General features: G+C 63.6%; 29 protein-coding genes and 1 tRNA gene. 13 read left to right on the forward strand and 17 right to left on the reverse strand.

What is annotated here, in order from left to right:
- Positions 1-31: 31 nt before the first annotated feature.
- On the reverse strand, positions 32-1,222 hold the full coding sequence (locus APH33_RS02680; RefSeq protein ID WP_054883668.1) for a benzoate/H(+) symporter BenE family transporter: 1,191 nt from the start codon (positions 1,220-1,222) through the stop codon (positions 32-34).
- A gap of 147 nt (positions 1,223-1,369) precedes the next feature.
- On the opposite strand from APH33_RS02680, the gene APH33_RS02685 reads away from it, so the two are divergent.
- Positions 1,370-1,972 carry a glutathione S-transferase family protein gene (locus tag APH33_RS02685; RefSeq protein ID WP_054883669.1) on the forward strand — a complete coding sequence of 201 codons (603 nt, stop codon included), beginning with the start codon at positions 1,370-1,372 and terminating at the stop codon, positions 1,970-1,972.
- Positions 1,973-2,121: 149 nt separating this feature from the next.
- On the opposite strand, the gene APH33_RS02690 is transcribed toward APH33_RS02685, so the two are convergent.
- From APH33_RS02690 to APH33_RS02710, 5 genes are all read right to left on the reverse strand, one after another.
- Entirely contained in the window at positions 2,122-2,487 is a 366-nt protein-coding gene (locus APH33_RS02690; protein ID WP_054883670.1) for a glutaredoxin, read from the reverse strand.
- 59 nt (positions 2,488-2,546) lie between these two features.
- Positions 2,547-3,092 (reverse strand): GTP cyclohydrolase I FolE, encoded by a 546-nt coding sequence (folE, locus tag APH33_RS02695; RefSeq protein ID WP_054883671.1) that lies wholly within the window; start codon positions 3,090-3,092, stop codon positions 2,547-2,549.
- Positions 3,093-3,162: 70 nt separating this feature from the next.
- Positions 3,163-3,723, reverse strand: a complete 561-nt coding sequence (locus tag APH33_RS02700; RefSeq protein WP_027919524.1) for a Smr/MutS family protein — start codon at positions 3,721-3,723, stop codon at positions 3,163-3,165.
- 161 nt (positions 3,724-3,884) lie between these two features.
- A complete protein-coding gene (locus APH33_RS02705) occupies positions 3,885-4,205 on the reverse strand; it encodes a hypothetical protein (RefSeq protein ID WP_054883672.1) in 321 nt (106 codons plus the stop codon).
- 88 nt (positions 4,206-4,293) lie between these two features.
- Entirely contained in the window at positions 4,294-4,884 is a 591-nt protein-coding gene (locus APH33_RS02710) for a cysteine hydrolase family protein (protein WP_054883673.1), read from the reverse strand.
- Positions 4,885-5,065: 181 nt separating this feature from the next.
- On the opposite strand from APH33_RS02710, the gene prmB reads away from it, so the two are divergent.
- The gene (gene prmB, locus APH33_RS02715) at positions 5,066-5,974 is read left to right on the forward strand and encodes a 50S ribosomal protein L3 N(5)-glutamine methyltransferase (RefSeq protein WP_054883674.1); all 909 of its coding nucleotides are present in this window, start codon (positions 5,066-5,068) and stop codon (positions 5,972-5,974) included.
- A 122-nt stretch (positions 5,975-6,096) separates the two neighbouring features.
- On the opposite strand, the gene APH33_RS02720 is transcribed toward prmB, so the two are convergent.
- Both APH33_RS02720 and APH33_RS02725 read right to left on the reverse strand, forming a co-directional pair.
- Positions 6,097-6,885 (reverse strand): hypothetical protein, encoded by a 789-nt coding sequence (locus APH33_RS02720; RefSeq protein WP_054883675.1) that lies wholly within the window; start codon positions 6,883-6,885, stop codon positions 6,097-6,099.
- Positions 6,886-6,988: 103 nt separating this feature from the next.
- Positions 6,989-7,951, reverse strand: coding sequence for an alpha/beta hydrolase (locus tag APH33_RS02725; protein WP_054883676.1), 963 nt, complete (start codon positions 7,949-7,951; stop codon positions 6,989-6,991).
- Positions 7,952-8,183: 232 nt separating this feature from the next.
- Between APH33_RS02725 and aroC the strand changes: the two genes are divergently transcribed.
- The 3 genes from aroC to APH33_RS02740 all read left to right on the forward strand — a co-directional run bounded on the left by aroC (position 8,184) and on the right by APH33_RS02740 (position 11,099).
- A complete protein-coding gene (aroC, locus tag APH33_RS02730; RefSeq protein WP_054883677.1) occupies positions 8,184-9,275 on the forward strand; it encodes a chorismate synthase in 1,092 nt (363 codons plus the stop codon).
- A gap of 133 nt (positions 9,276-9,408) precedes the next feature.
- A complete protein-coding gene (locus tag APH33_RS02735; protein WP_054883678.1) occupies positions 9,409-10,566 on the forward strand; it encodes an MFS transporter in 1,158 nt (385 codons plus the stop codon).
- Positions 10,563-11,099, forward strand: a complete 537-nt coding sequence (locus APH33_RS02740; RefSeq protein WP_054883679.1) for an oxidase — start codon at positions 10,563-10,565, stop codon at positions 11,097-11,099. The genes APH33_RS02735 and APH33_RS02740 overlap by 4 nt, the downstream gene beginning before the upstream one ends.
- Before the next feature lie 119 nt (positions 11,100-11,218).
- Here the strand turns inward: APH33_RS02740 and APH33_RS02745 are convergent, their stop codons facing one another.
- Entirely contained in the window at positions 11,219-11,491 is a 273-nt protein-coding gene (locus APH33_RS02745; protein ID WP_054883680.1) for a DUF3509 domain-containing protein, read from the reverse strand.
- A gap of 268 nt (positions 11,492-11,759) precedes the next feature.
- Here APH33_RS02745 and APH33_RS02750 point away from each other — a divergent pair, with 268 nt between their 5' ends.
- Together APH33_RS02750 and APH33_RS02755 are read left to right on the forward strand one after the other, a co-directional pair.
- Positions 11,760-12,284, forward strand: a complete 525-nt coding sequence (locus APH33_RS02750; protein ID WP_054883681.1) for an ankyrin repeat domain-containing protein — start codon at positions 11,760-11,762, stop codon at positions 12,282-12,284.
- 60 nt (positions 12,285-12,344) lie between these two features.
- The gene (locus APH33_RS02755) at positions 12,345-12,875 is read left to right on the forward strand and encodes a hypothetical protein (protein WP_054883682.1); all 531 of its coding nucleotides are present in this window, start codon (positions 12,345-12,347) and stop codon (positions 12,873-12,875) included.
- A gap of 123 nt (positions 12,876-12,998) precedes the next feature.
- Here APH33_RS02755 and APH33_RS02760 read toward each other — a convergent pair whose 3' ends face one another.
- A complete protein-coding gene (locus APH33_RS02760; RefSeq protein ID WP_054883683.1) occupies positions 12,999-13,937 on the reverse strand; it encodes a ZIP family metal transporter in 939 nt (312 codons plus the stop codon).
- Between the two features lie 123 nt (positions 13,938-14,060).
- Here APH33_RS02760 and APH33_RS02765 point away from each other — a divergent pair, with 123 nt between their 5' ends.
- From APH33_RS02765 to APH33_RS02780, 4 genes are all read left to right on the forward strand, one after another.
- Positions 14,061-14,252 (forward strand): PLDc N-terminal domain-containing protein, encoded by a 192-nt coding sequence (locus tag APH33_RS02765; protein WP_054883684.1) that lies wholly within the window; start codon positions 14,061-14,063, stop codon positions 14,250-14,252.
- 144 nt (positions 14,253-14,396) lie between these two features.
- Positions 14,397-16,454, forward strand: coding sequence for an LTA synthase family protein (locus APH33_RS02770; protein WP_054883685.1), 2,058 nt, complete (start codon positions 14,397-14,399; stop codon positions 16,452-16,454).
- 134 nt (positions 16,455-16,588) lie between these two features.
- Positions 16,589-16,825, forward strand: a complete 237-nt coding sequence (locus APH33_RS02775; protein WP_054883686.1) for a hypothetical protein — start codon at positions 16,589-16,591, stop codon at positions 16,823-16,825.
- Between the two features lie 174 nt (positions 16,826-16,999).
- Positions 17,000-17,332 carry a ribonuclease E inhibitor RraB gene (locus tag APH33_RS02780; protein ID WP_054883687.1) on the forward strand — a complete coding sequence of 111 codons (333 nt, stop codon included), beginning with the start codon at positions 17,000-17,002 and terminating at the stop codon, positions 17,330-17,332.
- 53 nt (positions 17,333-17,385) lie between these two features.
- Here the strand turns inward: APH33_RS02780 and APH33_RS02785 are convergent, their stop codons facing one another.
- Positions 17,386-18,186 carry a cytochrome c gene (locus APH33_RS02785; RefSeq protein ID WP_054883688.1) on the reverse strand — a complete coding sequence of 267 codons (801 nt, stop codon included), beginning with the start codon at positions 18,184-18,186 and terminating at the stop codon, positions 17,386-17,388.
- Between the two features lie 478 nt (positions 18,187-18,664).
- Between APH33_RS02785 and APH33_RS02790 the strand changes: the two genes are divergently transcribed.
- Entirely contained in the window at positions 18,665-19,399 is a 735-nt protein-coding gene (locus APH33_RS02790) for an amidotransferase (protein WP_054883689.1), read from the forward strand.
- A 33-nt stretch (positions 19,400-19,432) separates the two neighbouring features.
- Here the strand turns inward: APH33_RS02790 and APH33_RS02795 are convergent, their stop codons facing one another.
- The 3 genes from APH33_RS02795 to APH33_RS02805 form a co-directional block, all read right to left on the reverse strand.
- On the reverse strand, positions 19,433-20,404 hold the full coding sequence (locus APH33_RS02795) for a magnesium and cobalt transport protein CorA (protein WP_054883690.1): 972 nt from the start codon (positions 20,402-20,404) through the stop codon (positions 19,433-19,435).
- A gap of 95 nt (positions 20,405-20,499) precedes the next feature.
- Positions 20,500-21,219: a 1-acyl-sn-glycerol-3-phosphate acyltransferase gene (locus APH33_RS02800; protein ID WP_054883691.1), complete on the reverse strand. Its 720-nt coding sequence runs from the start codon at positions 21,217-21,219 to the stop codon at positions 20,500-20,502.
- Between the two features lie 178 nt (positions 21,220-21,397).
- Positions 21,398-22,087, reverse strand: a complete 690-nt coding sequence (locus tag APH33_RS02805) for a crotonase/enoyl-CoA hydratase family protein (protein WP_054883692.1) — start codon at positions 22,085-22,087, stop codon at positions 21,398-21,400.
- A gap of 290 nt (positions 22,088-22,377) precedes the next feature.
- On the opposite strand from APH33_RS02805, the gene APH33_RS02810 reads away from it, so the two are divergent.
- A tRNA-Ser gene (locus tag APH33_RS02810) sits at positions 22,378-22,467 on the forward strand.
- A gap of 197 nt (positions 22,468-22,664) precedes the next feature.
- On the opposite strand, the gene APH33_RS02815 is transcribed toward APH33_RS02810, so the two are convergent.
- The 3 genes from APH33_RS02815 to APH33_RS02825 form a co-directional block, all read right to left on the reverse strand.
- A complete protein-coding gene (locus tag APH33_RS02815; protein WP_054883693.1) occupies positions 22,665-24,803 on the reverse strand; it encodes a TonB-dependent siderophore receptor in 2,139 nt (712 codons plus the stop codon).
- Positions 24,804-24,983: 180 nt separating this feature from the next.
- Entirely contained in the window at positions 24,984-25,364 is a 381-nt protein-coding gene (locus APH33_RS02820; RefSeq protein ID WP_054883694.1) for a hypothetical protein, read from the reverse strand.
- Between the two features lie 119 nt (positions 25,365-25,483).
- Positions 25,484-26,665, reverse strand: coding sequence for an MFS transporter (locus APH33_RS02825; RefSeq protein WP_054883695.1), 1,182 nt, complete (start codon positions 26,663-26,665; stop codon positions 25,484-25,486).
- Between the last annotated feature and the right edge of the window lie 47 nt (positions 26,666-26,712).

Raw genomic sequence — 26,712 nt, forward strand, 5'->3', positions numbered from 1 at the left:
GCGAAGAGGCTGGCACAGGCAATGAATTTCTTCAGGCCTTGCGCGGGTTGAGTATCAGCAAGGTCAACACCCCCGCCACGATCCCCCAGAACGCCGAGCCGATCGAGAACAGGGTCAACCCCGAAGCCGTCACCATGAAAGTAATCAGCGCCGCCTCGCGCTCCCTGGCCTCGCTCATGGCCACGGTCAGCCCGTTCATGATCGAACCGAACAGCGCCAGCGCCGCAATCGACAGCACCAGCTCCTTCGGCAGCGCCGCGAACAAGGCCGCCAGGGTGGCGCCGAACGTGCCGGCAATGCCATAGAAAATCCCGCACCACACCGCTGCGGTATAGCGCTTGCCCGGGTCTTCATGGGCGTGCGGCCCGGTGCAGATCGCCGCACTGATCGCCGCCAGGTTGACCCCGTGCGAGCCGAACGGTGCCAGCAGCAGCGAAGCCAGACCCGTCGTTGAAATCAGCGGCGAGGCGGGTACCTGGTAGCCGTCCGCGCGCAGCACCGCCACGCCCGGCATGTTCTGCGAAGTCATGGCCACCACGAACAGCGGAATGCCGATGCTGATGGTTGCGGCCAGCGAGAAGCTTGGCGTGGTCCACACCGGGGTAGCCACCTCCAGCTTGAAGCCGCTGAAGTCGAGCAGGCCGAGGGCGCCGGACAATGCCGTGCCCACCAGCAAGGCGGCCAGTACGCAGTAGCGCGGCGACAGGCGCTTGACCAGCAGGTAGCTGAAGAACATGCCGAGCACCAGCAGCGTGCGGTGCTGGGCGGCCACGAAGATTTCGCTGCCGATCTTGAACAGGATCCCGGCCAGCAAGGCCGAGGCCAGCGACGCCGGGATGCGCTTGACCAGGCGCTCGAAGCTGCCGGTCAGGCCGCAGATCACCACCAGCAGCGCACAGGTGATGTAGGCACCGATGGCCTCGCCGTAGCTGACCCCACCCAGGCTGGTGATCAGCAGCGCCGCACCGGGGGTCGACCAGGCTACGGTGATCGGTGTGCGGTAGCGCAGCGACAAGCCGATACTGCACACCGCCATGCCGATCGACAGCGCCCAGATCCACGAAGAGATCTGCGCATTGGTCAGGCCTGCTGCCTGGCCGGCCTGGAACATCAGCACCAGCGAACTGGTGTAGCCAGTCAGCATGGCGATGAAGCCGGCGACCACCGCCGACGGGGAGGTGTCTGCCAGGGGCCGCAGGCGTGCGGAGGTGGCATCGGTCATTGGGTTGGGTCCTTGTCCATGTGTAAGCAGTTTTTTCAGACTAACGCGAGCCGAATTGATCCTTGCCATACAGCAGGCATTGCTTTTAGCCGTACAGTCGCCAACTATTGGGCAAGTTTTCGCAACTGCATGGGGAGGGGACGGGCGATGGTCAAGGTGTATGGTGATTACCAGTCAGGCAACTGCTACAAGGTCAAGCTGATGCTCAGCCTGCTTGACCGCCCGTATGAATGGCAGTCGGTGGATATCCTCAAGGGCGAGACCGAAACGCCAGAGTTCCTGGCCATGAACCCCAATGGCAAGGTGCCGGTGCTCAAGCTTGAGGACGGTACCTGCCTGTGGGAATCGAATGCGATCCTCAACTACCTGGCCGACGGCAGCGAGTTCCTGCCCAGCGAGCCGCGCCTGCGGACCCAGGTGTTGCAGTGGCAGTTCTTCGAGCAGTACAGCCATGAGCCATACATTGCCGTGGCGCGGTTCATCCAGTTCTACCTGGGGCTGCCGGACGAGCGCGTGGAGGAATACCGCAAGCTGCACAAGGGCGGGTACAAGGCGTTGAAGGTGATGGAGCGGCAGTTGCAGATGACGCCGTATCTGGTCGGGGACCAGTACTCGATTGCCGATGTGGCGCTGTATGCCTACACCCATGTGGCGCATCAGGGCGGGTTCGTCCTGGCCGATTACCCGGCGGTGCGCGCCTGGCTTGAGCGGGTGGCCAGCCATCCGCGGCATGTGCCGATGGTGGATTGAACACTGGGACTGCTTTTTGTGGGAGCGGCCTTGTGTCGCGAAAGGGCCGCAAAGCGGCCCCAGTAATATCAGCGTAAGTGCAAATACCCTGGGGCTGCTGCGCAGCCCTTTCGCGACACAAGGCCGCTCCCACAAGAGCCGCGCAGGGCTTACGCGAAGCGCTTGTCCAGATAGGCAATGATGGCCTTGGATTCATACATCCAGGTCACGTTGCCCGCTTCCTCGATGCGCAGGCACGGCACTTTCACCCGGCCGCCACCTTCGAGCAGCGCCTGGCGATGCACGTCGTCGTTCTTGGCATCACGCAGCGCCACCGGCACATTCAGGCGGTGCAGGGTACGGCGGGTCTTCACGCAGAACGGGCAGGCATGGAACTGGTACAGCGCGAGGCTCTTGGCCTCTTGCTCGACACGCGCCTGGGCCGCTGCATCACGCTTCTGCTTGGCCGGGCGGCTGATCCAGTCGCCGAACACGATGAGCTGGCCGAGGCCGACCCGCAGGGCTTTGACGATCATGGGCTACTCCTGAAATGAAAAAGCCGACCCCTGGGGGGCCGGCTCGGGTCATGCGCCGATCACTTGATCAGGCTGAGGAACTCGCTGCGCGTCGCGGCGTTTTCACGGAACTCACCCAGCATTACCGAGGTGAGCATGGTCGAATTCTGCTTCTCCACGCCACGCATCATCATGCACATGTGCTTGGCTTCGATGACCACCGCCACGCCAGCGGCACCCGTCACCTGCTGCACGGCCTCGGCGATCTGGCGGCTGAGGTTTTCCTGGATCTGCAGGCGGCGGGCGAACATGTCGACGATGCGCGCCACTTTCGACAGGCCCAGCACCTTGCCCTTGGGCAGGTAGGCGACGTGGGCCTTGCCGATGAAAGGCAGCATGTGGTGTTCGCACATCGAATACAGCTCGATGTCCCGGACCAGCACCATCTCGCTGTTGTCGGAGGTGAACAGCGCGCCGTTGGTGACTTCTTCCAGCGTCTGCTCGTAACCGCGGCAAAGGTACTTCATGGCCTTTGCAGCCCGCTTGGGCGTGTCGAGCAGGCCCTCACGGGAGACGTCCTCGCCAAGTTGGCTGAGGATCTCGGTGTAGTTCTGTTCCAGGGACATGTATCTACCTGTGGGTAAAAATCGCAAAAAGGAAGGGTACGGCGCCGCGCGCGGCGCTGCAAGCACGGCGTTACTCGTCGCGGCCTTCCATCATGGTCCGCTTGAGCATCACATACACCGCGCCAGTACCGCCATGGCGGGCCTGGCACGAGGTGAAACCGAGCACTTGCGGGTGCTGGCGCAGCCAGGTGTTGACGTGGCTCTTGATCATCGGACGCTTGCCGTCCAGGCGTGCGGCCTTGCCGTGGGTCACCCGTACGCAGCGGACTTCGAGCTTGGTGGCTTCGGCGATGAAGGCCCACAGGGTCTCACGGGCCTTCTCCACGCTCATGCCATGCAGGTCGAGGCTGCCCTCGAAGGCGATCTGGCCGAGCTTGAGCTTGCGGATCTGGCTTTCCTGCACGCCGTCGCGGCGCCACATCAACTCGTCCTCGGCGCCGACGTCGATGACGAACTGGTCGGACAGGCCGTCGATCACCAGGGCCTGGTCGCTGCGGATGGTTGCCGCCTGGCGCAGGCCCGCCAGCTGCTTGCGGTCGGTTTTCGGCTTGCCCACATCAGCGCGGTCGTGCTTGATCGGCTTGACGCCGCGCACTTCAGCGCTGAACAGGGAAAAATCGTCGTCTTGCATGGTGCCTCCACGTGGGCGGCGTAGTTTACGCGATCAACCCAGTGTCGTCAGTACCGGCCTCTTCGCGGGCTCGCCCGCTCCCACAGGATTGCATCGAGGTTGAGTGTTGCGCGGCCCCTGTGGGAGCGGGCGCGCCCGCGAAGGGCCGGCAGCACAAACGACTAATCATGCTTTTTCATCAGGTGTGGCGACAGGTTCAGCTCGCGCCCGCGGCGCAGGCGGATGCGGCTGCGCCGCCAGAAGCGCACGCCAAGGTACAGCAGCAACAGCCCGACCACGGCCACGATGCTGGCCAGCGGGCGGTTGGCATTGAGTTCGGCCAGGGCGGGGTAGTTGCCGAGCAGCCCGGCGATGCCGGCCATGGCCAGCAGCACGCCGAGCGTGGCGATCAGGGCCGACAGGCCGGCGGCAATACGCGCACCCCAGTTACGCGGTTCACGCGGGCGCAGACGCTTGGCGTCGAAACTGCCTTTGAGCTTCATTCCAGTTTCCTCTGTGGACATCCGGAATTCGACCTGGGCCCGGCCCTTGGGTTCCGCCCGGCTGCCGGGCGGTCATCGCAACGTCAGCTCAGATCAGGCTGGCGGTAGGGGCGACACAGGCGAAGTTGTCGGCCATCACGGCCATTTCGCACGCGTGGATCTGCGCGGCGGGGATCACCTGGTCCTTGAGCGCCAGGTCGCGAGTTGCCGAGGCGTCTTCCACCAAGGTGCAACGATAACCATAGTCCTTGGCGCGGCGCACGGTGGTGCTGACGCTGGAGTGGCTCATGAAGCCGCACACGATCAGGTCCAGGTGCCCCAGCTCCTGCAGGGTGTCGTGCAGCTTGGTGTTCTTGAAGGCGTTGGGCATGCGCTTTTCGATGACGATTTCACCTTCGCGTGGCTCCAGGCCGGGGATGAACTGGCCGGCCGGCCCCTGTGGGTCGAAGCGCCCGCCAACGGTACCGAGGTGGCGAACGTGGATGATCGGACGGCCGGCCTTGCGGGCGGCGTCGAGCAACCGGGCGATGTTGGCCACGGCCTCGTCCATGCCCGACAGTTGCAGAGGACCGCTCAGGTATTCCTTCTGCGCATCGATGATGATCAGGCTGGCTTGGCTCAGCTTGGCCGGCGGGTAATCGCGGCCAGTGAGGCGGAACATCGTGGTTGGAACGGACATCAAGGGCTCCTTGGGTCAGGGCTTTTGTATACCTATTCTCCCTTGCCTTGGCGCCAATGGGAATGGTTGACATCGCAAGCGGCATGTTTACTGGCCTGTGGCTTGCCGTCGAGGCATAGCGGGGAACAAATATGCGGGTGGGGCTGTTAGACTTTTGTACGGTCTGAATTAGGAGTACCCCGTGATCACATCTCGTCTGCGCACGTTGCGCGACCATATCCGCTGGGCGGTCAGCCGCTTCCATGAGCACGAGCTGTTCTTCGGCCATGGCGCCGACAATGCCTGGGACGAAGCCCGCCTGCTGGTGCTGGGCGCCGTGCACCTGCCGTGGGAAATCGCCGATAGCTACCTGGACTGCCAGCTGGAGGATGACGAGCGGGTACGCCTGCAGCACTTGCTCAAGCGCCGCATCGAGGACCGCGTGCCAACCGCCTACCTGCTCGGCGAAGCCTGGTTCTGTGGCATGTCGTTCATCGTCGACGAGCGCGTACTGGTGCCCCGTTCGCCGATCGGCGAGCTGATCGAAAAGCGCTTCGAACCCTGGTTGGCGCAGGAGCCGGCGCGCATCCTCGACCTCTGCACCGGCTCCGGCTGCATCGGTATCGTGGCTGCCGAAGTGTTCCCCGAGGCCGAAGTGGTGCTGGCCGACCTGTCGTTCGACGCGCTGGAGGTGGCCAACCAGAACATCGAGCGCCATGGCCTCGACGAGCGCGTGTTCACCGTGCAGGGTGACGGCTTTGCCGGCCTGCCGGGGCAGCGTTTCGACCTGATCCTGTCCAACCCGCCGTATGTCGATGCAGAGGACTTCGGCGACATGCCGGCCGAATATCACCACGAACCGGAAATGGGCCTGGCCTGCGGCAACGACGGCCTGGACCTGGTACGGCGGATGCTGGCCGAGGCAGGCGACCACCTGACCGACAAAGGTTTGCTGATCGTCGAGGTTGGCAACAGCCAGGTACATGTCGAGGCGCTGTACCCGGAAGTCGACTTCGCCTGGCTGGAGTTCGAGCGTGGCGGGCATGGCGTGTTCATGCTTACCGCCGAGCAGTGCCGTCAGCACCAGGAGCTGTTCAAGGCTCGCGTCTGACGCTGGATTGCCGGGGCTGCTGTGCAGCCCTTTCGCGACACAAGGCCGCTCCTACAGGAGTACGCGTTTTTCTGTAGGAGCGGCCTTGTGTCGCGAAAGGGCCGCAACGCGGCCCCAGCTGTTTACCGGGTAGCGATCCAGATCAGCAACCCCGCCTGGAACACGGCAAACGCCACCAGGCAGGTGATGGTGAAGCGCAACCCGCTGTCCTCACGCCGGTACTTGGCTACCCGTTCATCCCGTTCGCGCAGTTGCCCCTCTTTCTCCAGCAACTGTTGCTCGGCCTGCTGCAACATGCCCGCCGCATCCAGCATGCTCAACTGCTGCACCTTCTCGGTATTCCAGCCGCCCTTGAGCTGGCTCACCGTGGTGTCGAGGGTGCGACCCTTGAGGTGCTGCGGATCGGCGTATTCCACTTCCAGGCCGCTGGCGGTAATGAAACGGTCGCGGCGCAGGCGAGTGTCTTCGTTCAGCGCATCCTTGTTCGGCAACGCCATGCCTTCGACCCGGTAGTTCGACCAGCGACGCTGCAGCCACTGCACGGCCTGGCCGAGCATGAAGCGGCCGAGGCCACGGTTCAGCGGCTCCAGTTGCAGGCCGCTGTCGCTGCCGAGGGTCACCAGGCGCTCGGCGTGGTCTACCCGCACATCCAGTTGGTTCTGTTCCTTGCGTACCTTTTGCCCCGGAAGGCGGATTTCCATGCGCAGCAGGCTGTGGGCCTGGTCATGGCGCTCGGCGTAGGCGAACTCGACGAAGCGCAATGGCCGCGCACCGCTGTTGCGGTCGGTGGGCAAAGGCGCCAGGCGCAGCAGCTGGAAATGTTCGACGGCAAGGTCGGCCCAAGGCAGGGCAGCAGGTTCCGGAGCGTGCGGCTCTTCGGCCGGTTCGACGGCGGCAGGGGCATCGGTCATCTAGGCGTTTCCTCAGATACGGGCGGGTGCTGAAAAGGACCGAAAAACGCTCCCATTCAGCACCAATACCGCGTTATCGGCAGGTTTAGCCGATGTTTGAGGGTCAGGCCGAAGGCAACTGGTGAATGAAGCTGACCACCCGCTCGCCAAGCTCCCGGGCCAACGGCAATTCCGGGTTGAGGTAGCTGTCACGCTGCTGGTGCATGTCCTTGGGGCTGATGCGCAGCATGTGGTTCATGCCGTCGATCAGCACCAGCTGGGCGTCTGGCTTGGCCGCCTTGAGGCGTTCGGCGTCAGCCACGTCGACTTGCACGTCATTGCGGCCCTGGACGATCAGCGCCGGCATCGGCAGGCGGGCGAAGGCCTGCGCCGGGTCCTGCTGGAGCAGGGTGATCAGGTAGGGCTGCACGCTGGGGCGGAACACCTGGCGCAGCGGTGCTGGCACGTCCAGGCTGGTCTGCCCGGCCTGCAGGCGGTCGAGCAGGGCGCTGCCACCGGCCAGTAAAGCAGGCGACATGCGCTGGGCCAGTTGTTCGCGCAGCACGTCCGCCAGTGGCCGGCCCATGCCGGCCAGGGTGATCACCGCGCTGGCGCCGGCACGTTCGGCGGCCAGGCTGGCGATGAGCGCCCCTTCACTGTGGCCGACCAGGATCAGCGGGCCGAAGCGTGGGTCAGCCTTGAGCTTGCGGCTCCAGGCCACCACGTCGTCGACGTAGCGCTGCACGCTGAGGTCGCGCTCATCGGGCGTAGCCGGCTGGCTGGCGGCCACCCCGCGCTTGTCGTAGCGCACGCTGGCGATGTGCTCGTTGGCCAGCACCAGGGCCAGGCGCTTGAGGTTGTCGACGCGCCCCGAGGCCGGGTTGTTGCCGTCGCGGTCGGTGGGGCCGGAGCCGGCGATGATCAGCACCACCGGCGGTGGCGTGGCCTGTTGCGGCAGCAGCAGGCTGCCATGCAGCACGCCTTGACCGGTATCGAGGTCGATGGGGCGTTGCAGCACGGTGGGGGCAGCGGCCTGGGCCAGGCCCGTGCACAGCAGGAGGAACAAGGCGACGAGGCGCGACATCATGCGGTACTACAGTGGGGAGATGACGGTTCGACCCAATGTTTGCGGGAAGGTTCGCCAGTTGTATGTGGCAGGTCTGGCCTTTTCATGGGTAAACCTGCTGCAGGCTTTGTGCAGTCCCCGTGGCAGCGGGTCATCGAGGCGCCGAACCGCCGCGAAGACGTCAGCACAGGCAAGCAATCCATCTGTATACTGCCCGCTTTCGTTCATCTCAGGCAGATTTCGCGGAGCGTCCATGTCCGGCAATACCTACGGCAAGCTGTTCACTGTCACCACCGCTGGCGAAAGCCATGGCCCGGCGTTGGTCGCCATTGTCGATGGTTGCCCTCCTGGCCTGGAAATCTCCCTCGCCGACCTGCAGCATGACCTCGACCGGCGCAAGCCCGGCACCAGCCGGCACACTACCCAGCGCCAGGAAGCCGATGAAGTGGAGATTCTCTCCGGCGTATTCGAAGGCCGTACCACTGGCTGCTCGATCGGCCTGCTGATACGCAACACCGACCAGAAGTCCAAGGACTACTCGGCGATCAAGGACCTGTTCCGCCCGGCCCACGCCGACTACACCTACCACCACAAGTACGGTATCCGCGACTACCGCGGCGGTGGTCGCAGCTCGGCGCGGGAAACCGCCATGCGCGTGGCCGCCGGTGCCATCGCCAAGAAATACCTGGCCACCCAGGGCATCCAGGTGCGTGGCTACATGAGCCAGCTGGGCCCGATCGAAATCCCGTTCAAGAGCTGGGATTCGGTGGAGGACAACGCCTTCTTCAGCCCTGACCCGAGCAAAGTGCCGGAGCTCGAGGCCTACATGGACCAGCTGCGTCGCGACCAGGATTCGGTCGGGGCCAAGATCACCGTGGTGGCCGAAGGCGTGATGCCGGGCCTGGGCGAGCCGATCTTCGACCGCCTCGACGCCGAACTGGCCCACGCGCTGATGAGCATCAACGCGGTGAAGGGCGTGGAAATCGGCGCCGGTTTCGCCAGCGTTGCCCAGCGCGGCACCGAACACCGTGACGAACTGACCCCGGAAGGTTTCCTCAGCAACAACGCCGGCGGCATCCTCGGTGGTATCAGCTCGGGCCAGCCTATTGTCGCCCATCTGGCGCTGAAGCCGACCTCCAGCATCACCGTGCCTGGCCGTTCGATCGACGTCGACGGCAACCCGGTCGACGTGATCACCAAGGGCCGTCATGACCCGTGCGTCGGCATCCGCGCCACCCCGATCGCCGAAGCGATGATGGCCATCGTGCTGATGGACCACCTGCTGCGCCACCGTGCGCAGAACGCTGACGTGAAGGTCAACACCCCGGTGCTGGGCCAGCTCTGATCTAGCCAGGCCCGGCCTCTTCGCGGGCGCGCCCGCTCCCACAGGATCACCACAACCTTCGATATTGTGCGGTCCCTGTGGGAGCGGGCGAGCCCGCGAAGAGGCCGGAGCAGGCTCACACAAGGCCCACTCCATGTTCCCGATCCCCTACTGGCGCCTGTCCAGCTTCTACCTGTTCTACTTCGCCCTGCTGGGCTCCACCGCCCCGTTCCTGGCCCTGTACTTCGACCACCTGGGTTTTTCCCCGGCCCGCATCGGCGAGCTGGTGGCCATCCCCATGCTGATGCGCTGCGTTGCTCCCAACCTGTGGGGCTGGCTCGGTGACCGTAGCGGCCAGCGCCTGCTGATCGTGCGCTTGGGCGCCTTGTCGACCCTGGCCACCTTCTCGCTGATCTTCTTCGGCAAGAGCTACGCCTGGCTGGCGCTGGTCATGGCGCTGCATGCGTTCTTCTGGCACGCGGTGCTGCCGCAGTTCGAAGTCATCACCCTGGCCCACCTGCACGGGCAGACCTCGCGCTACAGCCAGGTGCGCCTGTGGGGTTCGATCGGCTTCATCCTCACCGTGGTCGGCCTGGGGCGGCTGTTCGAATGGCTGAGCCTGGATATCTACCCGGTGGCCTTGGTGACCATCATGGCCGGCATCGTCGCCGCCAGCTTGTGGGTGCCCAACGCGCAGCCGGTGGAGCAGGGCGAGCGACGGGAGGCGGGCGGTTTCCTGCGCCAATTGACCGCGCCGGGGGTGATCGCCTTCTATATCTGTGTGGCGCTGATGCAGCTCAGCCACGGCCCGTACTACACCTTCCTTACCCTGCACCTCGAACACCTGGGCTATAGCCGCGGTGCCATCGGCTTGCTGTGGGCCCTGGGGGTGGTGGCCGAAGTGCTGATGTTCATGGTGATGAGCCGCCTGTTCGCCCGCATCAGCGTGCAGCGGGTGTTGCTGGTCAGCTTCCTGCTGGCGGCGCTGCGCTGGCTGCTGCTGGGCAACCTGGCAAGTGAGCCCGCGGTGCTGGTGTTCGCCCAGTTGCTGCACGCGGCCACCTTTGGTTGCTTTCACGCTGCGTCCATCGCCTTCGTGCAGGCCAGTTTCGGTGCCCGCCAGCAAGGCCAGGGCCAGGCACTGTACGCGGCGCTGTCGGGTACCGGTGGTGCGCTGGGCGCCTTGTATTCAGGCTACAGCTGGAAACTGCTGGGGCCGTCCTTCACCTTTGGTATGGCCAGCGCCGCAGCGTTGGCGGCAGCCGTTATCATTGCCACTCGTTCGAAATCGACCAGGACCAGCAGCCGATGAGCATCCTCTGTGTTTTCCACCCGTCCAGCCCAGGCTTGCCGAACAAGGTGCTGACCCACCACGACGACATTACCGCGACCCTGGCCGAGCAGGGCGTGTGCTTCAGCCACAGCCCGCTGGCGCTGCGCGTGCGCCCCGGCAGTAGCGAGGCTGAAGTGCTCGAGGCCTGCCGTGAACACCTTGACCAATTGATGACGGCCCACGGCAGTGCGGCGTTCACGCTGCTCAACCGTGATGGCCTCGACGCGGCCCAGGTGGATGTACGTGACGAGCATGTGCACGCCAGCGACGAAGTGTTCAATGTGGTAAGCGGCCGCGCGCAGGTTGGCCTGCGCCTGGGCGAGTTTGTATATGCGGTGCTGTGTGAAAAGGGAGACCAGCTTGTGGTGCCGGCAGGGACGCGGCGCTGGGTGGAGCTGGGCGACAATCCGTTCTGCCTGGCGTTGCGCCTGTTTGGCAGTGAGCAGGGCGTGGAGCCGCGGTTTACCGGCGATGCGACTGCTCGGGCGTTTCTCGGGATCGACGAGCTGTAATGCCTGTCCCGGCCTCTTCGCGGCTAAAGCCGCTCCCACATGAACCCCGCCATCCCTAAGGGCAATGCAGTACCTGTGGGAGCGGCTTTAGCCGCGAAAGGGCCGGTGCAGACAAACGCTTAACGGTAGGTCGGCAGCGCAAACCGCTGCTGACTTTGCAGCATGGAAATCACAGGCAGTTCACTGGCCTGCTCGGCCAGGTCACGGCGGATGGCACTGATGGCCCAAGAGAGCTGCTCGGCACTGTGCAGTTGGCCGTAGGTCAGCACGCGGCGGGTCACTTTGCCATCGGCGGCGCGCAGGGTCAGCAGCACGCCACCGTCAGGGCGGGGCTGGGTAGCGACCTGGTAGGCCGGGAATACCGAGACGAATTTTTCCTGAATGAGGTCCATATCAACTCCTGACTGTTTGGGGGTGCAGACGTGAGTTGATTGTTGCAGTGACCGTGCCAGAAATTGAGAGTGGGAAAAATCTAGTAAATACAGTGAGTTAGGTAATTTTTCCACCAGCGATATCGTGCAGGCTGCATGGTCGTGCATTTTGCATAGTGCATTTTGCACGGCGCGGGTTGTTCCTATTGGCCCGATAGAATCTGAACCTTTGACCGCAATGGCATGCCTGACAAAGACTTGGGCAATCATTTATGCCAGGAGGTTCCCGATGTCCGCTCAACCCACCGCCACCGCCATGACCGAGGACGAGACCGCCGCGTTTGCCGAGCAGGTCTTCGAGCGTGCCCGCCAGGGCGACGCCGAGATGCTTGGCCGCCTGTTGGCCAGCGGCCTGCCGGCGAACCTGCGCAATCACAAGGGCGATACCTTGCTGATGCTGGCCAGCTACCACGGCCATCATGAAGCGGTGCGGGTGCTGTTGGCCCAGGGGGCCGACCCGTTGATCGCCAACGACAATGGCCAGTTGCCCATCGCCGGTGCGGCATTCAAGGGTGATCTGGCGATGATTCGCCTGTTACTGGAAAGCGGCGTCCCTGTGGATGCTGCTGCGCAGGATGGGCGCACCGCACTGATGCTGGCGGCGATGTTCAACCGCACAGAGATTGTCGACTATCTGCTGGCCCAGGGCGCCGACCCGGCGCACCAGGACGCCCGTGGCGCCACGGCGCTGATGGCGGCGCAGACCATGGGCGCGGTTGACGCTGCCGCACGCCTGCAAGCGCTGGCCGGCTAACCGCCCGGGGGCATTTGCGGCTATCCTTGGCGACTTTTCACCCGTCGCAGGCCCCCTTTCATGAAAAACCAGTTGCTCGAATTCATCAGCCTCGTCGGCGCCGGCTGCATGCGCGATGAGGATATCGAGCGCATCGCCGACGAGGCCGCCCAGGCCTACGCCGACCCCGCTGCCTTTCTCGCCGCCAACCCGGACATCAACTACGACGACAGCTTCCCGATCCCGCTGGGTGAGTGGGTCGTGCTCGGCAGCCTGCCAGACACCGTGGTATTCCAGGCCGACAGCTACCAGGAGCTGTTCCAGCGCATCAGCGATTCGTTCGACCAGAGCGTGCCGTTCACCCTCAAGCCCAAGCAGCTGGCGCGCACCGAGCCGCTGACCGCACTCAACCGCATCCAGGTGCAGATGGGCGCGTTGAACAAGGAAGCGGGCGGTTATGTACTGCTTAACTTCAGCCAGCTGCTCGATGACGAGTTGCAGATGGTGATGGTTGGCCAGCAGGACCTGGCGCGGGCGCTGGAGCTGGGGGCAGAGGTGGGGATCAAGGTGGAGCCGGCGCTGGAGGCTTTGAAGGTCGCGGTTCACGTCTGATTACACCGTTTGCTTCTTCCCGGGCTTGCCCGCTCCCACAGGGTCCGCACAATCTCGAAGCGTATGCCACCCTGTGGGAGCGGGCGAGCCCGCGAAGAGGCCAGCACAGGTAACCAATAAAATTCACCCCAGCGCGGTATCCAGAAACATCATCACCGCAAACCCACCCATCAACCCCAGGGTCGCCGACGTCTGATGCCCGTTACGGTGAGTCTCGGGAATCACCTCGTGGGACACCACGAAGATCATCGCCCCCGCCGCCAGCCCCATGCTGATCGGGTAGGCCAGGGCAAAGCCGGTGGAGATGCCCAGGCCGATCACCGCGCCCAAGGGCTCCATCAGCCCCGAACCAATCGCCACCAGCGCAGCCTTGAGGTTCGATAGCCCGGTTGCCCGCAGGGCCAGGGCCACGGCCAGGCCTTCGGGGATGTCCTGGATGGCGATCGCGCTGGTCAGCGGCAGGCCGATGTTCATGTCGCCATTGGCGAAGCTCACCCCGATCGCCATGCCTTCGGGCAGGTTGTGCAAGGTGATCGCCAGCACGAACAGCCAGACCCTGCTGATGCGCTCGGCCTCCGGCCCGCAAGGGCCGGTGCTCTCATGTTCGTGCGGGGTGAAGCGGTCGAGGCCGAGCATCAGCAGCACGCCCAGGCCCATGCCCAGCACCACGGTGAACGCCGCTGCCGGGCCATTGCCGGTGATTGCGCGGGCGGCATCCAGGCCTGGCAGGATCAGCGAGAACGAACTGGCAGCGAGCATCATGCCGGCGGCAAAGCCGAGCATCACATCCTGGCTGCGTGCGCTGACATCGCGCAGTACTACCGCCAGCACCGCACCCAAGGCGGTAGCGGCAAAACCGGAAAGCCCGCCGAGCGCAGCCAGGTGCAGGTTGTCGGCGTGGTCGCCGTTGATGGCGTTCCAGAAGCTGGCCACCAGCAGCACGACGACTGCCAGCAGGCTCACGCCCAGGCCCGCGCTGAGCCATGGGCTGCCGAGCAATTGCTCGCGCCAGGCGTTCAGCAGGGAGGGCGGGGTGGCGCTTTGGCTGTGAGCAGGGGGCATAAGAACCTCGAATGCAGGAATGCTTGCAGTGTAGGTAGTGACCTGCCCGGCAGGCCAAGGATTCACTTCTATCGCTCCAATAGAGGACTATGCTGAGCAACAGCCTTTCAAGGAGAACGTGGCATGGGCTCTACCTTCAATGGCCTGGTCGGCCTGATTATCCTCGCCCTCGACATCTGGGCAATTCTCAACGTGATCAAGAGCGGCAGCGAGGTAGGTATCAAGGTGTTGTGGATCCTGCTGATAGCCCTGCTGCCAGTGATCGGCCTGGTGATCTGGGCGATTGCCGGGCCGCGGGGCAATGTCCGTCCATGAAAGCTGCGTCCCAGACAAAATCAGCAATAGTGACGTGACAAAATTTTCACATTGGATTAAACAGAATCCGCTCCCGCATAATGCTTGCGTTGGGCCAGCCCCAACGCCACCTCCGCAAACCGCAATCCTAGGACCTTCCCATTCATGGCTAACACGGATGCCTTGAGGCAACAGGGCGCGCGAGCGTTCACGCCGACCTTGAAATCGCACCTGGCCTATACGCTGCTCAGCGGCCTGGTGATCATGTTGATGCTCAGCCTGGTGCGCCTGGCGCTACTGGTCTACAACAGCGACATGATCGGCGACACCCCTTACTCGACCGTCGCCGAAGGCTTTTTCAACGGATTGCGCTTCGACCTGCGGGTGGTGGTGTACCTGAGCATTCCTCTGCTGCTGGCGATGCTGAGCCCCTGGCTCATGGCCCGGCGCGGGCTGTTCCGCTTCTGGCTGACCCTCGCCTCGAGCGTGGTGATGTTCCTCGGCCTGATGGAGATGGACTTCTACCGTGAGTTCCACCAGCGCCTCAACGGCCTGGTTTTCCAGTACATCAAGGAAGACCCGAAAACCGTTCTGAGCATGCTCTGGTACGGCTTCCCGGTGGTCCGCTACCTGTTGGCCTGGGCCTTCGGCACCTGGCTGCTGAGCCTGCTGTTCAAGGGCATCGACCGCCTGACCCGGGGTACCGGCGAACAGCGCGTGGCGCCGTGGTACAACCGCCTGGCGGTGTTCATGGTGATCCTGCTGGTGGCGGTGGTCGCCGCCCGTGGCACCCTGCGCCAGGGCCCGCCGATGCGTTGGGGTGATGCCTTCACCACCGACTCCAACTTCGTCAACCAGTTGGGCCTGAACGGCACCCTGACCTTGATCGACGCTGCCAAGAGCCGCTTCGGCGAAGACCGCGCCAACATCTGGAAGCCGGTGCTGAAGCAAGAGCTGGCCACCGAGACCGTGCGCAAGCAGCTGCTGACCGCCAACGACACCCTGGTCGACGCCGACGAGGCCGCCGTACGCCGCGACTTCGTGCCGCCGGCCGACCGTACCCTGCCGATCAAGAACGTCGTGGTGATCCTCATGGAAAGCTTCGCCGGCCACTCGGTCGGTGCGCTGGGCAGCCCGAACAACATCACCCCGTACTTCGACAAGCTGGCCAAAGAAGGCCTGCTGTTCGACCGCTTCTTCTCCAACGGCACCCATACCCACCAGGGCATGTTCGCCACCATGGCCTGCTTCCCCAACCTGCCAGGCTTCGAATACCTGATGCAGACCCCTGAGGGTGGCCATAAGCTGTCGGGCCTGCCGGCACTGCTCAGCGCCCGCGACTACGACGACGTCTATGTCTACAACGGCGACTTCGCCTGGGACAACCAGTCCGGGTTCTTCGGCAACCAGGGCATGACCACCTTCATCGGCCGTAACGACTTCGTCAATCCGGTGTTCTCCGACCCGACCTGGGGCGTGTCCGACCAGGACATGTTCGACCGCGGTAACGAGGAACTGGCCAAGCACGACCAGAAGAAGCCGATCTACGCGCTGCTGCAGACCCTGTCCAACCACACGCCGTACGCGTTGCCAAGCAACCTGCCGGTGGAAAAGGTCACAGGGCTTGGTCGCCTGGACGAGCATCTGACCGCCATGCGCTACTCCGACTGGGCGTTGGGCCAGTTCTTCGAGAAGGCGCGTAAAGAGCCGTACTTCAAGGACACCCTGTTCGTGATCGTCGGCGACCACGGCTTCGGCAACCAGCAGCAGGTCACCGAGCTTGACCTGGGCCGCTTCAACGTGCCGCTGCTGCTGATCGCGCCGGGCATCCAGGAGAAGTTCGGTGCGGTCAACCACACTGTTGGTACCCAAGTCGACATCGTGCCGACCATCATGGGCCGCCTGGGTGGCGAAACGCGTCATCAGTGCTGGGGCCGCGACCTGCTCAACCTGCCTGAGGGTGACCCGGGCATCGGCATGATCAAGCCATCGGGCAGCGAGCAGATCGTCGGCCTGGTCAAGGGCGATCACCTGCTCATCGAGTCCAAGGACATGAGCCCGCGCATGTACCGCTACCAGCTGGGCAGCGAGTTCAAGGCCGAACTGATCGAAAGCCCGGAGCAGCCGCAGATGCTGCAGCAGCTCGAAGCCTTCATCCAGACGGCGACCAAGAGCTTGCTGGACAACACCGCCGGTGTCGTCCACGGTACGCCGAAGAAATAAGCATCAGGCAGCAATCAGTGAGTACAAAGGGGCCGCAATGCGGCCCTTTTTGTTGCCGGAACGAATGTCTGGGGCCAAGGTCTGCATCTACAGGCGTCACTCACCGGGTGTTCTTTGATCCAGAGGGCTAGTCAATGAAAGAGTGGGAAGTCATCTTTGCCGATCAGAAAGGCGAGCCAACCACCTTGCTGCTGCACGGTGAACAGTGCCCCAGCGAAGAGGAGGCGGCTCGCGCCATCCGTTCGCATCTGTTTCCGGTCATGGATGAGCTGGACCTCAACGACTTTCAGGACCGCGCCCCGTCACCCACTGCACGCTGGCTCAAGGAGCAGACCGGCGTGATTATCACCAGCATCCACGAAGCGCCCTGAACCACCGGTTGGCGTGGTGCCGGTGCAGGCACTACGCTGGTGGAAGGTGCCGGCCTTTTCTGCGGGCCTGCACCCATTCAATTCGCGTCTTGCATCAGCTCGATCTGTCGGCATTGCCGGCAGGTGCGTAGTGCACGGAAAGTCTATCCATCGCATTATTCGGGAGGACGATTCATGAGCAGCCTGAACGACGATATCAGCAGCAATGTCCTGCGCCAGATGAAAGCTGGCGGTTTCGACTTTACCCGCATCCACCCCATCGAGTTCTACGCGGTATTTCCAGATGAAGCCGGCGCGCGGCGGGCAGCCGGGCAGTTTCGTGGCGAATCGTTGAATGCTCAGGTGCGTGAACTGGACGATGGCGCGTGGCACCTGGAACTGAGCAAGGTCATGTATGCCACCTATGGCGGGATTGGTGATTTCGAGGAGGCCTTCGAGCAGGTCGTTTCACCTTGTGGCGGCGAAGTCGAAGGGTGGGGCGTCAAGCAGGAAAGGCTGACTGCCTGAAAACAATATGTGGCCTTCCTCGCGGGCCCGCCCGCGATGAAGGTCCCTCGATTTCAAGGCCTGCGCCCGGCCATATGCCCCAAATAAGCCAGCAATGCATCCAGCTCCTGCTCACTCAGCACACTCTCGGCAAACCCAGGCATTCGTGCCTGCGGCCATTGCCGCAAGCTCTGCGGATCACGAATGTACCTGCGCAGATACTCAGGCCGGAAATACTCGGTCGGGTTGTGCGGCACATTCAGGTCCGGCCCGAACTGGGCATCCCCCGCGCCATTGAGCCGATGGCAGGCCAGGCAGTTCTGCTGGAACAGGGCGAAGCCCTGGCGTACCGGGTCATTGGCTCCCAGCCTGGGGTCGGGCAGCAGTGCCGGGAAACGTTGTTCGACCGGCGCCAGGCGGCGGATCGTGGCGACCTGGAATGGCCATTGTTCGGGGCGAATGCCGCTGGCCTGCGGGTTGGTCCATACCAGGTAGAACGGCCCGGCGCTCGGCTTGCCGTCACCCAGCGCAGGCCACGGTTTGGCCGGGTCCTCGACTGCCAGCCAGGCGCGTGCCGGCGCCTGCTGCAGTAGCGGCCCGGCTGGCATTTCCGCGGCAAAACCGTCCAGCGCCACCGCCTGCAGATGGTCTTCGGGCTTTACCCCTTGCAGCAGCGCTGCCAGTGGCACGGCGCGAAAATGCATGGGCCGCTTGTACGAAACGTCCTGATCGATGTCGATATCGCGGGCCTGAGGGTGCCTCAACAGCGCTTCGCTGGACCATTGCCGGGCACTGTCACCCAGCTCCAGGTGCAACTGCGCCGCCGACAGCGGCAGGCTCAACAACAGGGCTAGCAGGGCCAGGCAATGACGCATGGGTAATCTCCGACCAGAAAACCGGAAGATTAACCCAAGCGAAGCATTGACGCTGTCAGCCGAACAACCGCGTGAGGTTGGGAAGAATCAGCAGCAAAGTCGTGGCGAAGAGGATGAGCCCGGCTTGGCGAAGTTTCGATTGTCTGAACATGGCGGACCGCCTTCTTGTTGTTATTCCTGAATACCCGGTGGCTTCCTTGTCGGGTCTGCTTGCCTCATGTATGTGGATATAAACCACCCACAGGGCGAACGTCATGCATTGTCGAGAACGCTTTGTTCTAAAGGGGTTATGTATGATGCTGTTTGGCTATGAGGCCTTTAGCCATCGCGCTGGCAAGCTCTGCCTAGACAGCCGCAGATCCCTCCCTGGATATTCGACAAATTGTGACCGTTCGTCAGTGCAGCCTACTTGCTTGTACGTGGCTTTCGCGTCAGTCTCTACAGCAGATTCCCACCCATGTCGTTCAGGACTATCCCTATGTCGTTACGCATCTGCATCCTTGAAACCGATGTCCTGCGACCGGAGTTGACCGCGCAGTATCAGGGCTACGGAAGGATGTTCGAGCAGCTCTTCTCGCGTCAGCCGATCGCAGCCGAGTTTCGTGTGTACAACGTGATGAACGGCGTGTACCCGCCCGACGGCGAACGCTTCGATGCGTACCTGGTGACGGGCAGCAAGGCCGACTCGTTCGGCAGCGACCCCTGGATCCAGACGCTCAAGGCCTACCTGCTCAAACTCTACGAGCGTGGCGAGAAGCTGCTGGGTGTGTGCTTCGGCCATCAGCTGCTGGCATTGACCCTGGGTGGCAAGGCCGAGCGCGCCGACCAGGGCTGGGGCGTGGGCGTGCACCGCTACTCGCTGGCGGCGCATGCACCGTGGATGGACCCGGAGGTTTCCGAGCTGACCTTGCTGATCAGCCATCAAGACCAGGTCACCGAGCTGCCGGAAGGCGCCACGGTAATTGCCTCCAGCGACTTCTGCCCGAATGCGGCGTATCACATCCGCGACCAGGTGCTTTGTTTCCAGGGCCACCCGGAGTTCGTCCACGACTACTCGCGGGCGCTGCTCGATGCGCGTCAGGAGTACCTCGGGGACGAGGTGTACCAAAAGGCGATTGCCAGCCTGGCCACCGAGCACCAGGGCGACCTAGTGGGCGAATGGATGCTGCGCTTCATCCAGCAGCCGGCCAAGGCCAGCGACAGCGCCGCCTGATCAAATGCCGGGGCGCAAAGCGCCCCCGGCAATCTAAAGCCAGCCGGCTTTCTTGAAGCTGGCAAACAACCCCGTACACCCCAGCGCGATCACACCCAGCACTGCGAAGTAGCCATAGTGCCACCCCAACTCTGGCATGTTCTGGAAGTTCATCCCGTAGATCCCGGCAATCGCCGTGGGGAAGGCCAGGATCGCCGCCCACGCGGCGAACTTGCGCTGCACGATGCTCTGCCGTGACGATTCCAGCAGCATGCCGATTTCGATGGTCTGGCTGGCGATGTCGCGAATCCCGGCCAGGTCCTCCATCTGCCGCGTCACGTGGATCTGCACATCACGAAAGTACGGGCGCATGTTCTTGTCGATGAACGGGAAGCTCAGGCGCTGCAGTTCCTCGCTGATTTCCACCATCGGCGCCACATAGCGGCGCAGGCGCAGGATGTCGCGGCGCAGGCCGTGCAGGCGCTGGATATCTTCCTCCTGCAGCGTGGTGCTCAGCACGCTCTGTTCCAGCTCCTCGATCTCGCCATGAATGGCCTCGCTGACCGGCTGGTAGTTCTCGGTGACGAAGTCGAGCAGGGCATACAGCACGAAGTCTTCGCCATGTTCCAGCAGCAGCGGGCGCGCCTCGCAGCGCTGGCGCACCAGCGCGTAGGATTTCGAGTGGCCATTGCGGCAGGTGATGATGTAGCCGTTGCCGGCGAAGATGTGAGTTTCGATGAACTCCAGCTTGCCCTGATGGCGGACTGGCGAATAGGTGACGATGAACAGCGCGTCACCGAACGTTTCCAGCTTGGGCCGGCTGTGTTTTTCCAGCGCATCCTCGATGGCCAGTTCGTGGAGGTTGAACTGGCACTGCAAGTTGGCCAGCTCCTCGGCGTTGGGTTCTTCCAGGCCAATCCACACGAAGTGCCCCGGCTTGCGCGCCCACTCGCTGCCTTCGTCGATATTGATGTTGGTGACCTTTCTGCCGGCGGCATACACCGCCGATGCCACGACTCGACCCATGGTTATCCACTTGTTCGGTTGTACACGGGTTACAGCTTGGGCTGTAGTTGGCTGTAGAGCAACTGGCGGCGCAAGCTGCTGGCGACGAAAGCAACCTAGGCCTTTGCCAGTTCGTTTTCCATGTTATCGATGCACAGCTGCATCTGTGTGCGGCACTGTTCGATCAGCGCGGGCAGGTCCTGCTGGCTGAGGCCGCGGGTGGCGATCGGCGGCAACGAGCGCACGATCACGGTCCGCCGCCGCCAGCTGTTCAGGCTCAGGCGCCGGGCATAGCGGCTGACGCACACCGGGACGATCGGCACGCCGGCCTCCACGGCCATGTGAAAGGCGCCTTTCTTGAACGCCAGCAACTGTTCGTCGGGGTTGCGCGTGCCTTCCGGGAAGATCCAGATCGAGGTGTCGTCTTGCAGGATGCGCGTGATGGTCTGCATGGCCTTGCGCGCCTGGTAGGCGTTTTTACGGTCGATCAGCACATTGCCACCGAGCCAGAACAGCTGCCCGAACAGCGGGATCCAGCCGAGGCTCTTTTTGCCAATGGCAACGGTGCGTTGCGGTACCACATGGCCGAGGATGAACAGGTCGAAGTTGGACTGGTGATTGGCGACGATCACGCAGCCGGGCGGCTGGTCCCACAGCGGGCCGACTTCGGCCTTGACCTTGATGCGCATCAGCCAGGTGGCTGGCACGCTGTAGAGGCGCGCGAAGACACGGCTGTTATCGCGGTTGAAGGGGCGCAGCAGGCCGATCAGCAGGCCGATGAAGCCCACCAGCAGAAAATGCAGCCCCAGCAGGAACATGCGAAGCGAGTAAAGCATGGTACGACTCACACCAGACAGTCGCGACGCAGTGTACGGCTGTGCACTGGCCGGGGCAAACCCTGGTGTGAGCCGGTGCGGCCTCTTCGCGGGTAATCCGCCCCCACAGCGACAGCGCTGCACCCATGGGCAGTGATACCTGTGGGAGCGGGTTTACCCGCGAAAGGGCCAGTACCGGTCAGCCCATGTGGCCCTGGTCGAGCAGGATCGCCTCGTCAAGGCTATCCAGCAGCGCCTTGCGCACCTTCAGCTTGGTGTTCTTGTGCGCCAGCATGTTCAGCTTCTTCAGCTCGCGCGCCACGCCCAGGGCGACCTCAAGCAGCTGCTCGGCTGGTACTACCTTGTCGAGGAAACCGGCATCCAGGGCATCCTTGGGCTCGAACATTTCGGCATTGATCACCGAGCGGTGGAAGGCCGAGCGACGCAGGCGGTCGCGGGCCAGTTCGATGCCGGCGTGGTGCATGGTCATGCCGATCTGCACTTCGTTCAGGCCGATCTTGTACGGCCCTTCGACACCGATGCGGTAGTCGGCCGACAGCAGCAGGAAAGCGCCCTTGGCCACGGCATGGCCGGGGCAGGCGACGATCACCGGGAACGGGTGCGAGAGCAGGCGGCGGGCCAGGGTGGAACCGGCGGTGACCAGGGCGACGGCTTCTTTAGGGCCCGAGGTCATCACCTTGAGGTCGTAGCCACCCGAGAGGATGCCTGGCTGGCCGGTGATGATCACCACGGCGCGTTCCTGCGTGGCGCGGTCGAGGGCGGCATTGAAGGCCGCGATGACATCCGGCGAGATGGCGTTGACCTTGCCGTTGTTCAGGGTCAGGGTGGCGATGCCGTCTTCGGCGTGGTAGGTAATCAGCTCGCTCATGGCGCAATCCTTAGGGTGACGTGGCGAAGACGTTACCCAGCACCGCGAGCCAGGTAAAGCAGCAAGGCTGACCGGCCAGTCAGCGTCGGGCTGCAATGCCTTGTGCGGCGAGGGTGCAGTGTTTGTGACGAGAAAAAGCGCTGGCCAGATTGGCCGCTTTGCCCTGGCAACCTCGGGTTTTCAGTGGGTTGGCTTAAATGCATGAAAAATTTGAAAAAAATGCTTGCCAAAGAAAAGCTCTTCCACTAAATTAGCGCGCCTCGACGGGGTGAAAGCCTTGAAGAGAAAACGGTGAAGTGTCCGAGTGGTCGAAGGAGCACGCCTGGAAAGTGTGTATACGAGAAATCGTATCAAGGGTTCAAATCCCTTCTTCACCGCCACATTCTGCGAAAGCCCCCGAGCTGAAAAGTTCGGGGGCTTTTTGCATTCTGGGGCCTTGTAGGAGCGGCCTTGTGTCGCGAAAGGGCTGCGAAGCAGCCCCAGGGTTTCAGCGCAGACGCACAAATTGCTGGGGCTGCTTCGCAGCCCTTTCGCGACACAAGGCCGCTCCTACAAGGCCGTCACTCGCTCCAGAGACTCAAAAGTTCACTGAGGCAGACAGCCGCGCCGTTCGCGGTGCCCCCTGGAACAGGTAGTTGTCGCCCAGGTAATCCCCCACATCGCGCCAGTAGCGCTTGTCGAAGACGTTATCCACCGTCAGCCGCAGCACGGTGTCATACCCACCGATCTGCGTGCGGTAGCGGCTACCGATGTCGAACACAGTGTACCCACCCACCTCGACGTTACCGGCCTGGCTCGCATACTTGCTGGCGCTGTAGCGTGCTCCACCGAGCAATGCCAGGCCCGGAACCGGCAGATTGTACTCGGCATGCAGGGCGGCGCGCAGTCGCGGCACGTTGATCGCCTGGTGGCCTTCATAGGCATCGGTGCCGCTGTTCTGCACCCGGGCGCGAATCGCCGCTGCGCTGGCCTGAAGTTGCAGGTTGGAGGTTGCCCAGCCGCTGGCACCCAGTTCAAGGCCGATGTTCTTCTGCTGGCCCTGTTGCACATAGGTGAAGCTGCCGTCGCCTTCCGGGCGTGCGTATTGGTACGCCTGGCGAATCTGGAACAGTGCGGCGCTGAAGCTCATGCCTTGCCAGTCGCGCTTGATGCCTAGCTCCAGCTGGTGCGAGAGGGTGGGGGCGAGGATCTCGGCCGCGTTGCTGGCATACCACGGGGCAGTGCCACCCGCCGACAAGCCCTTGGCATAGCTGGCATACACCGTGGTGTCCGGGCGTGGTTTGTAGATCAGGGCAGCATTGGGCAGCAACTGGTATTGCCGGGTATGGCGCCCGGCTACGCCGTCCTCGTCCCAGGTCTTTTCGTCCAGGCGCACTTCGCGGGCGCCAACAACGGTTTGCCATTGTTCGCTGAAGCTGATGCGATCGCTGACGAACAGGCCGTACTGGCGGCTGTCCAGGCGCCTTTCGCTGGCACCGACCTGTTGACTCGACGGCGCCACGGGCGGTGCGCCGGTGTAGATGTTGCCGCTGCCAACCCACTCGTTGTAATACGGGCGCTGATCGAGCGTGCGACGTCGGGCACTGCTGCCCACGGTCAGGTCGTGCTGCATGCCCAGCGCGTCGAAATGGCCATTGAGCATGGCCTGGGCCTCGTCGGTGCGGCGGGTATCGTCGGGGCTGCGGAAGTCATAGATGTCGTAGTCGCCTTCAGGGCTGAAGTGCGCTTGCCGGCCACCTTCGCTGCCCCAGGCGAAGGCACTGTAGTCGTCGATCACCACCTTGCTGCGCGACGCACTCAGGGTGCCGGTCCAGGCCTCGTTGAAGCGGTATTCGAAGCGTCCACCCAGATTCAACGCGTCGTTCTGCACGGGCTTCGCCCAGTGCTGGTAGGCCAGGCGGTCACTCGGGTCGATGGCGTGGGGCAGTGCGCTGCCCCCCAGCAGCTGGTAGCCCGGCACAGAACGTTGCTCGCGGTGCTGGTATTCGGCATCGAGCTGCAAGGTGGCATCAGGGTTGATCTGCCAGTCGAAGGCCAGCGAGGCGAAGTCGCGCTGGCCGTCGGCATGGTCGACGTAGGAGCGGATGTCCTCGTGCGCCAGGTTGGCACGCAGGCCGAACTGCCGCTCGCTGCCGAACCAGCCACCGAGGTCGGTGGCCAGGTAGCGCTCGCCTTGAGCGTTGGTCGAAATCGTCACGCTGCGCACGTCGGCAGCGCGCTTGGTCACGTAGTTGATCAGCCCGCCGGGCTCCGATACGCCGCTCTGCAACCCGGACAGGCCCTTGAGCAACTCGACCTGCTGCTTGTTTTCCAGCGCCACGTTCTGCTCGCCAGCGATGGTCTGGCCATTGATGCGGTAGCTGCTGGCGGCGTTGAGCTCGAAGCCGCGCACGTTGAAGTTTTCGTAGTAACCGATCGGGGCATAGCTGTCGCCCACCGAGGCGTCACTTTGCAGCACTTCGCTGAGCAGGCGGACCTGGCGGTCTTCCAGCAGTGGCTGGCTGAACACGCTGACCGAGGCCGGGGTGTCGAGCAGGGGGGCGGGCTGAAAGCCGCCGACTGACGCTTCGTGCACCTGATAGCCCTCATCCCCGTAGCTGTCGGAGACCTGCACCGGGGCCAGTTCGACACTGTCCTGTGCCAGGCCGTGGGGGGTGTGCAGGGCCAGGCCCAGGCTGAGCAGGCTCAGGGGCAGGTGAGGGCGAAGCAAGGGCATGCAGGGAGCGTCCTTGGGGCGAAAGACCGCGCAGGCCTGTTCGCGGGTAAACCCGCTCCCACAGGTATTGCACTGCCAGTGAGAGCAATGCAGTACCTGTGGGAGCGGGTTCACCCGCGAAAGGGCCGGAACAGGCAGAAAAAGGGGCGCTATCTTATCAGGCCCCAGTCCTGCGGGTCTTCAATCGGCAGGTGGCGGGCGGCGATGCTGGCGCCAGGTGTCGTCGATCTTCGACCAGGTCTTGCCGTCGGTGATGGCCATCAGTTTGCGCCCATCCTTGAAGGTGGCCAGGAAGGTGGCTTCTTCCTCTTTGCCGCCCAGCCAGAGCCCGGCAAGCAACCCCACCGGGCCGGCCACCAGCGCCCCGGCCACGCCCCAGCCGAGGGCGGTGCCCAGGCTGCGGCTGGACTCCAGGCTGGCCAGGCGCAGGTCAGCGATGCGGGCCAGTGAGATGCGCTCGCCGGGTGAAGGGCTACGCGGGGTCTTGAGTGTGAGCGATCCATTGCGAAACTCGCCTTCACCTTGCAAGAAATCGCCGGATTGCACCGTGAGTCTTGTCATTGAGTCGTCCTGTCAGCGAAAGGTCTGTGACCAGCGCTTACTGAGCGCCGCCGGGGCAGGCAAGTCAACGGCCAGGCGACGGAGGGTAATGCGGCGGGTTGTCACGTCCGCTGATGGCTTCAAGCCAGTTGCGCGGCGGCCTTGCGCTGCGAAACGCCCCATACCACCAAGGCCAGCGTGCCGATCACCAGGCCTGCCACCACGATGCCCATCCACCCTTGGCGCTGGAACAGTTGCGTGCCCAGCAACGAGCCTAGCGCACCGCCGATGAAGTAACAGGTGATGTAGCCGGCATTCAGCCGCGTGCGTGCTTCAGGGCGCAAGGCGATCACGGCATTCTGGTTGCTCACGTGTACCAGCTGCACGGCCAGGTCCAGGGCCAGCACGCCGATCAGCAACGCCAGCAGCGAGCTTTCGGCAAAACCCAGCGGGACCCACGACAGCAGCAGCGCCGCCAGGCCAACAGTGGTGCCCAGCGAGCCCTTGCCACGGTCAGCCAGGCGCCCGGCCCAGTTGGCCGCCAGTGCACCTGCGGCGCCGGCCAGGCCGAACAGCCCGATGGCCGCGTCGGTGTAGTGATAGGGCTCGCGTGCCAGCAGGAACGCCAGCGGTGTCCAGAACAGCGCGAACAGGCTGAACGCCAGCAGGCCGAGCAGCGAGCGCAGGCGCAGCACCGGCTCTTCGATGAACAGGCGAAACACCGAGCCGATCAGCGCCGGGTATTTCAAGCCTGCATGGCTATTGTGTTCGGGCAGGTTGCGGTACAGCGCCAGCGCGGTGAGTGCCATCAGCACGGCGGCCAGCACATAGATACTGCGCCAGCCGCCCAGCTCGGCCATGAAACCGGCGGCTGTACGCGCCAGCAGGATGCCGAGCAGCAACCCACTCATCAAGGTGCCCACTGCGCGGCCGCGCTGATGCGGCTCGCTCAGGGTCGCCGCCATCGGCACGAGGATCTGCGCTACCACCGAGAACAGGCCGGTAAGCGCGGTACCGAGCAGCAACCAGGGCAGGCTTGGGGCACACGCGCTGATGACCAGGCCCAAGGTGGAGATCGCGGTCATCACCACGATCAGCCGGCGCTGCTCGAACAGGTCACCCAGCGGTGCCAGCAGCAGCAGGCCGGCGCCGTAGCTCAGTTGTGCGGCGATGACGATGCTGCCGGCGCTGGCGGTACTCAGGCCGAACTGTTGCGCGATGCTGTGCAGCAGCGGTTGGGCGTAGTAATTGCTGGCCACGGCCAGGCCGGTGGCGGTGGCCATCAGCAGGATCAGGGCGCGGCTCAGGGAGGGGGATTTCATGGGCAATCTCGTCGCGGGCAGTAAGTGGTAACAAGTATCTGGAAGTG

Source organism: Pseudomonas sp. NBRC 111130 (assembly GCF_001320485.1).
Taxonomy (GTDB): domain Bacteria; phylum Pseudomonadota; class Gammaproteobacteria; order Pseudomonadales; family Pseudomonadaceae; genus Aquipseudomonas; species Aquipseudomonas vlassakiae.

Excerpts from the sequence above, each read along its gene's own strand:
- APH33_RS02680 (WP_054883668.1), bottom strand. The coding sequence starts at position 1,222 with ATGACCGATGCCACCTCCGCACGCCTGCGGCCCCTGGCAGACACCTCC.
- APH33_RS02685 (WP_054883669.1), top strand. The coding sequence starts at position 1,370 with ATGGTCAAGGTGTATGGTGATTACCAGTCAGGCAACTGCTACAAGGTC.
- APH33_RS02690 (WP_054883670.1), bottom strand. The coding sequence starts at position 2,487 with ATGATCGTCAAAGCCCTGCGGGTCGGCCTCGGCCAGCTCATCGTGTTC.
- folE (WP_054883671.1), bottom strand. The coding sequence starts at position 3,092 with ATGTCCCTGGAACAGAACTACACCGAGATCCTCAGCCAACTTGGCGAG.
- APH33_RS02700 (WP_027919524.1), bottom strand. The coding sequence starts at position 3,723 with ATGCAAGACGACGATTTTTCCCTGTTCAGCGCTGAAGTGCGCGGCGTC.
- APH33_RS02705 (WP_054883672.1), bottom strand. The coding sequence starts at position 4,205 with ATGAAGCTCAAAGGCAGTTTCGACGCCAAGCGTCTGCGCCCGCGTGAA.
- APH33_RS02710 (WP_054883673.1), bottom strand. The coding sequence starts at position 4,884 with ATGTCCGTTCCAACCACGATGTTCCGCCTCACTGGCCGCGATTACCCG.
- APH33_RS02720 (WP_054883675.1), bottom strand. The coding sequence starts at position 6,885 with ATGACCGATGCCCCTGCCGCCGTCGAACCGGCCGAAGAGCCGCACGCT.
- APH33_RS02725 (WP_054883676.1), bottom strand. The coding sequence starts at position 7,951 with ATGATGTCGCGCCTCGTCGCCTTGTTCCTCCTGCTGTGCACGGGCCTG.
- aroC (WP_054883677.1), top strand. The coding sequence starts at position 8,184 with ATGTCCGGCAATACCTACGGCAAGCTGTTCACTGTCACCACCGCTGGC.
- APH33_RS02735 (WP_054883678.1), top strand. The coding sequence starts at position 9,409 with ATGTTCCCGATCCCCTACTGGCGCCTGTCCAGCTTCTACCTGTTCTAC.
- APH33_RS02740 (WP_054883679.1), top strand. The coding sequence starts at position 10,563 with ATGAGCATCCTCTGTGTTTTCCACCCGTCCAGCCCAGGCTTGCCGAAC.
- APH33_RS02745 (WP_054883680.1), bottom strand. The coding sequence starts at position 11,491 with ATGGACCTCATTCAGGAAAAATTCGTCTCGGTATTCCCGGCCTACCAG.
- APH33_RS02750 (WP_054883681.1), top strand. The coding sequence starts at position 11,760 with ATGTCCGCTCAACCCACCGCCACCGCCATGACCGAGGACGAGACCGCC.
- APH33_RS02755 (WP_054883682.1), top strand. The coding sequence starts at position 12,345 with ATGAAAAACCAGTTGCTCGAATTCATCAGCCTCGTCGGCGCCGGCTGC.
- APH33_RS02760 (WP_054883683.1), bottom strand. The coding sequence starts at position 13,937 with ATGCCCCCTGCTCACAGCCAAAGCGCCACCCCGCCCTCCCTGCTGAAC.
- APH33_RS02765 (WP_054883684.1), top strand. The coding sequence starts at position 14,061 with ATGGGCTCTACCTTCAATGGCCTGGTCGGCCTGATTATCCTCGCCCTC.
- APH33_RS02770 (WP_054883685.1), top strand. The coding sequence starts at position 14,397 with ATGGCTAACACGGATGCCTTGAGGCAACAGGGCGCGCGAGCGTTCACG.
- APH33_RS02775 (WP_054883686.1), top strand. The coding sequence starts at position 16,589 with ATGAAAGAGTGGGAAGTCATCTTTGCCGATCAGAAAGGCGAGCCAACC.
- APH33_RS02780 (WP_054883687.1), top strand. The coding sequence starts at position 17,000 with ATGAGCAGCCTGAACGACGATATCAGCAGCAATGTCCTGCGCCAGATG.
- APH33_RS02785 (WP_054883688.1), bottom strand. The coding sequence starts at position 18,186 with ATGCGTCATTGCCTGGCCCTGCTAGCCCTGTTGTTGAGCCTGCCGCTG.
- APH33_RS02790 (WP_054883689.1), top strand. The coding sequence starts at position 18,665 with ATGTCGTTACGCATCTGCATCCTTGAAACCGATGTCCTGCGACCGGAG.
- APH33_RS02795 (WP_054883690.1), bottom strand. The coding sequence starts at position 20,404 with ATGGGTCGAGTCGTGGCATCGGCGGTGTATGCCGCCGGCAGAAAGGTC.
- APH33_RS02800 (WP_054883691.1), bottom strand. The coding sequence starts at position 21,219 with ATGCTTTACTCGCTTCGCATGTTCCTGCTGGGGCTGCATTTTCTGCTG.
- APH33_RS02805 (WP_054883692.1), bottom strand. The coding sequence starts at position 22,087 with ATGAGCGAGCTGATTACCTACCACGCCGAAGACGGCATCGCCACCCTG.
- APH33_RS02815 (WP_054883693.1), bottom strand. The coding sequence starts at position 24,803 with ATGCCCTTGCTTCGCCCTCACCTGCCCCTGAGCCTGCTCAGCCTGGGC.
- APH33_RS02820 (WP_054883694.1), bottom strand. The coding sequence starts at position 25,364 with ATGACAAGACTCACGGTGCAATCCGGCGATTTCTTGCAAGGTGAAGGC.
- APH33_RS02825 (WP_054883695.1), bottom strand. The coding sequence starts at position 26,665 with ATGAAATCCCCCTCCCTGAGCCGCGCCCTGATCCTGCTGATGGCCACC.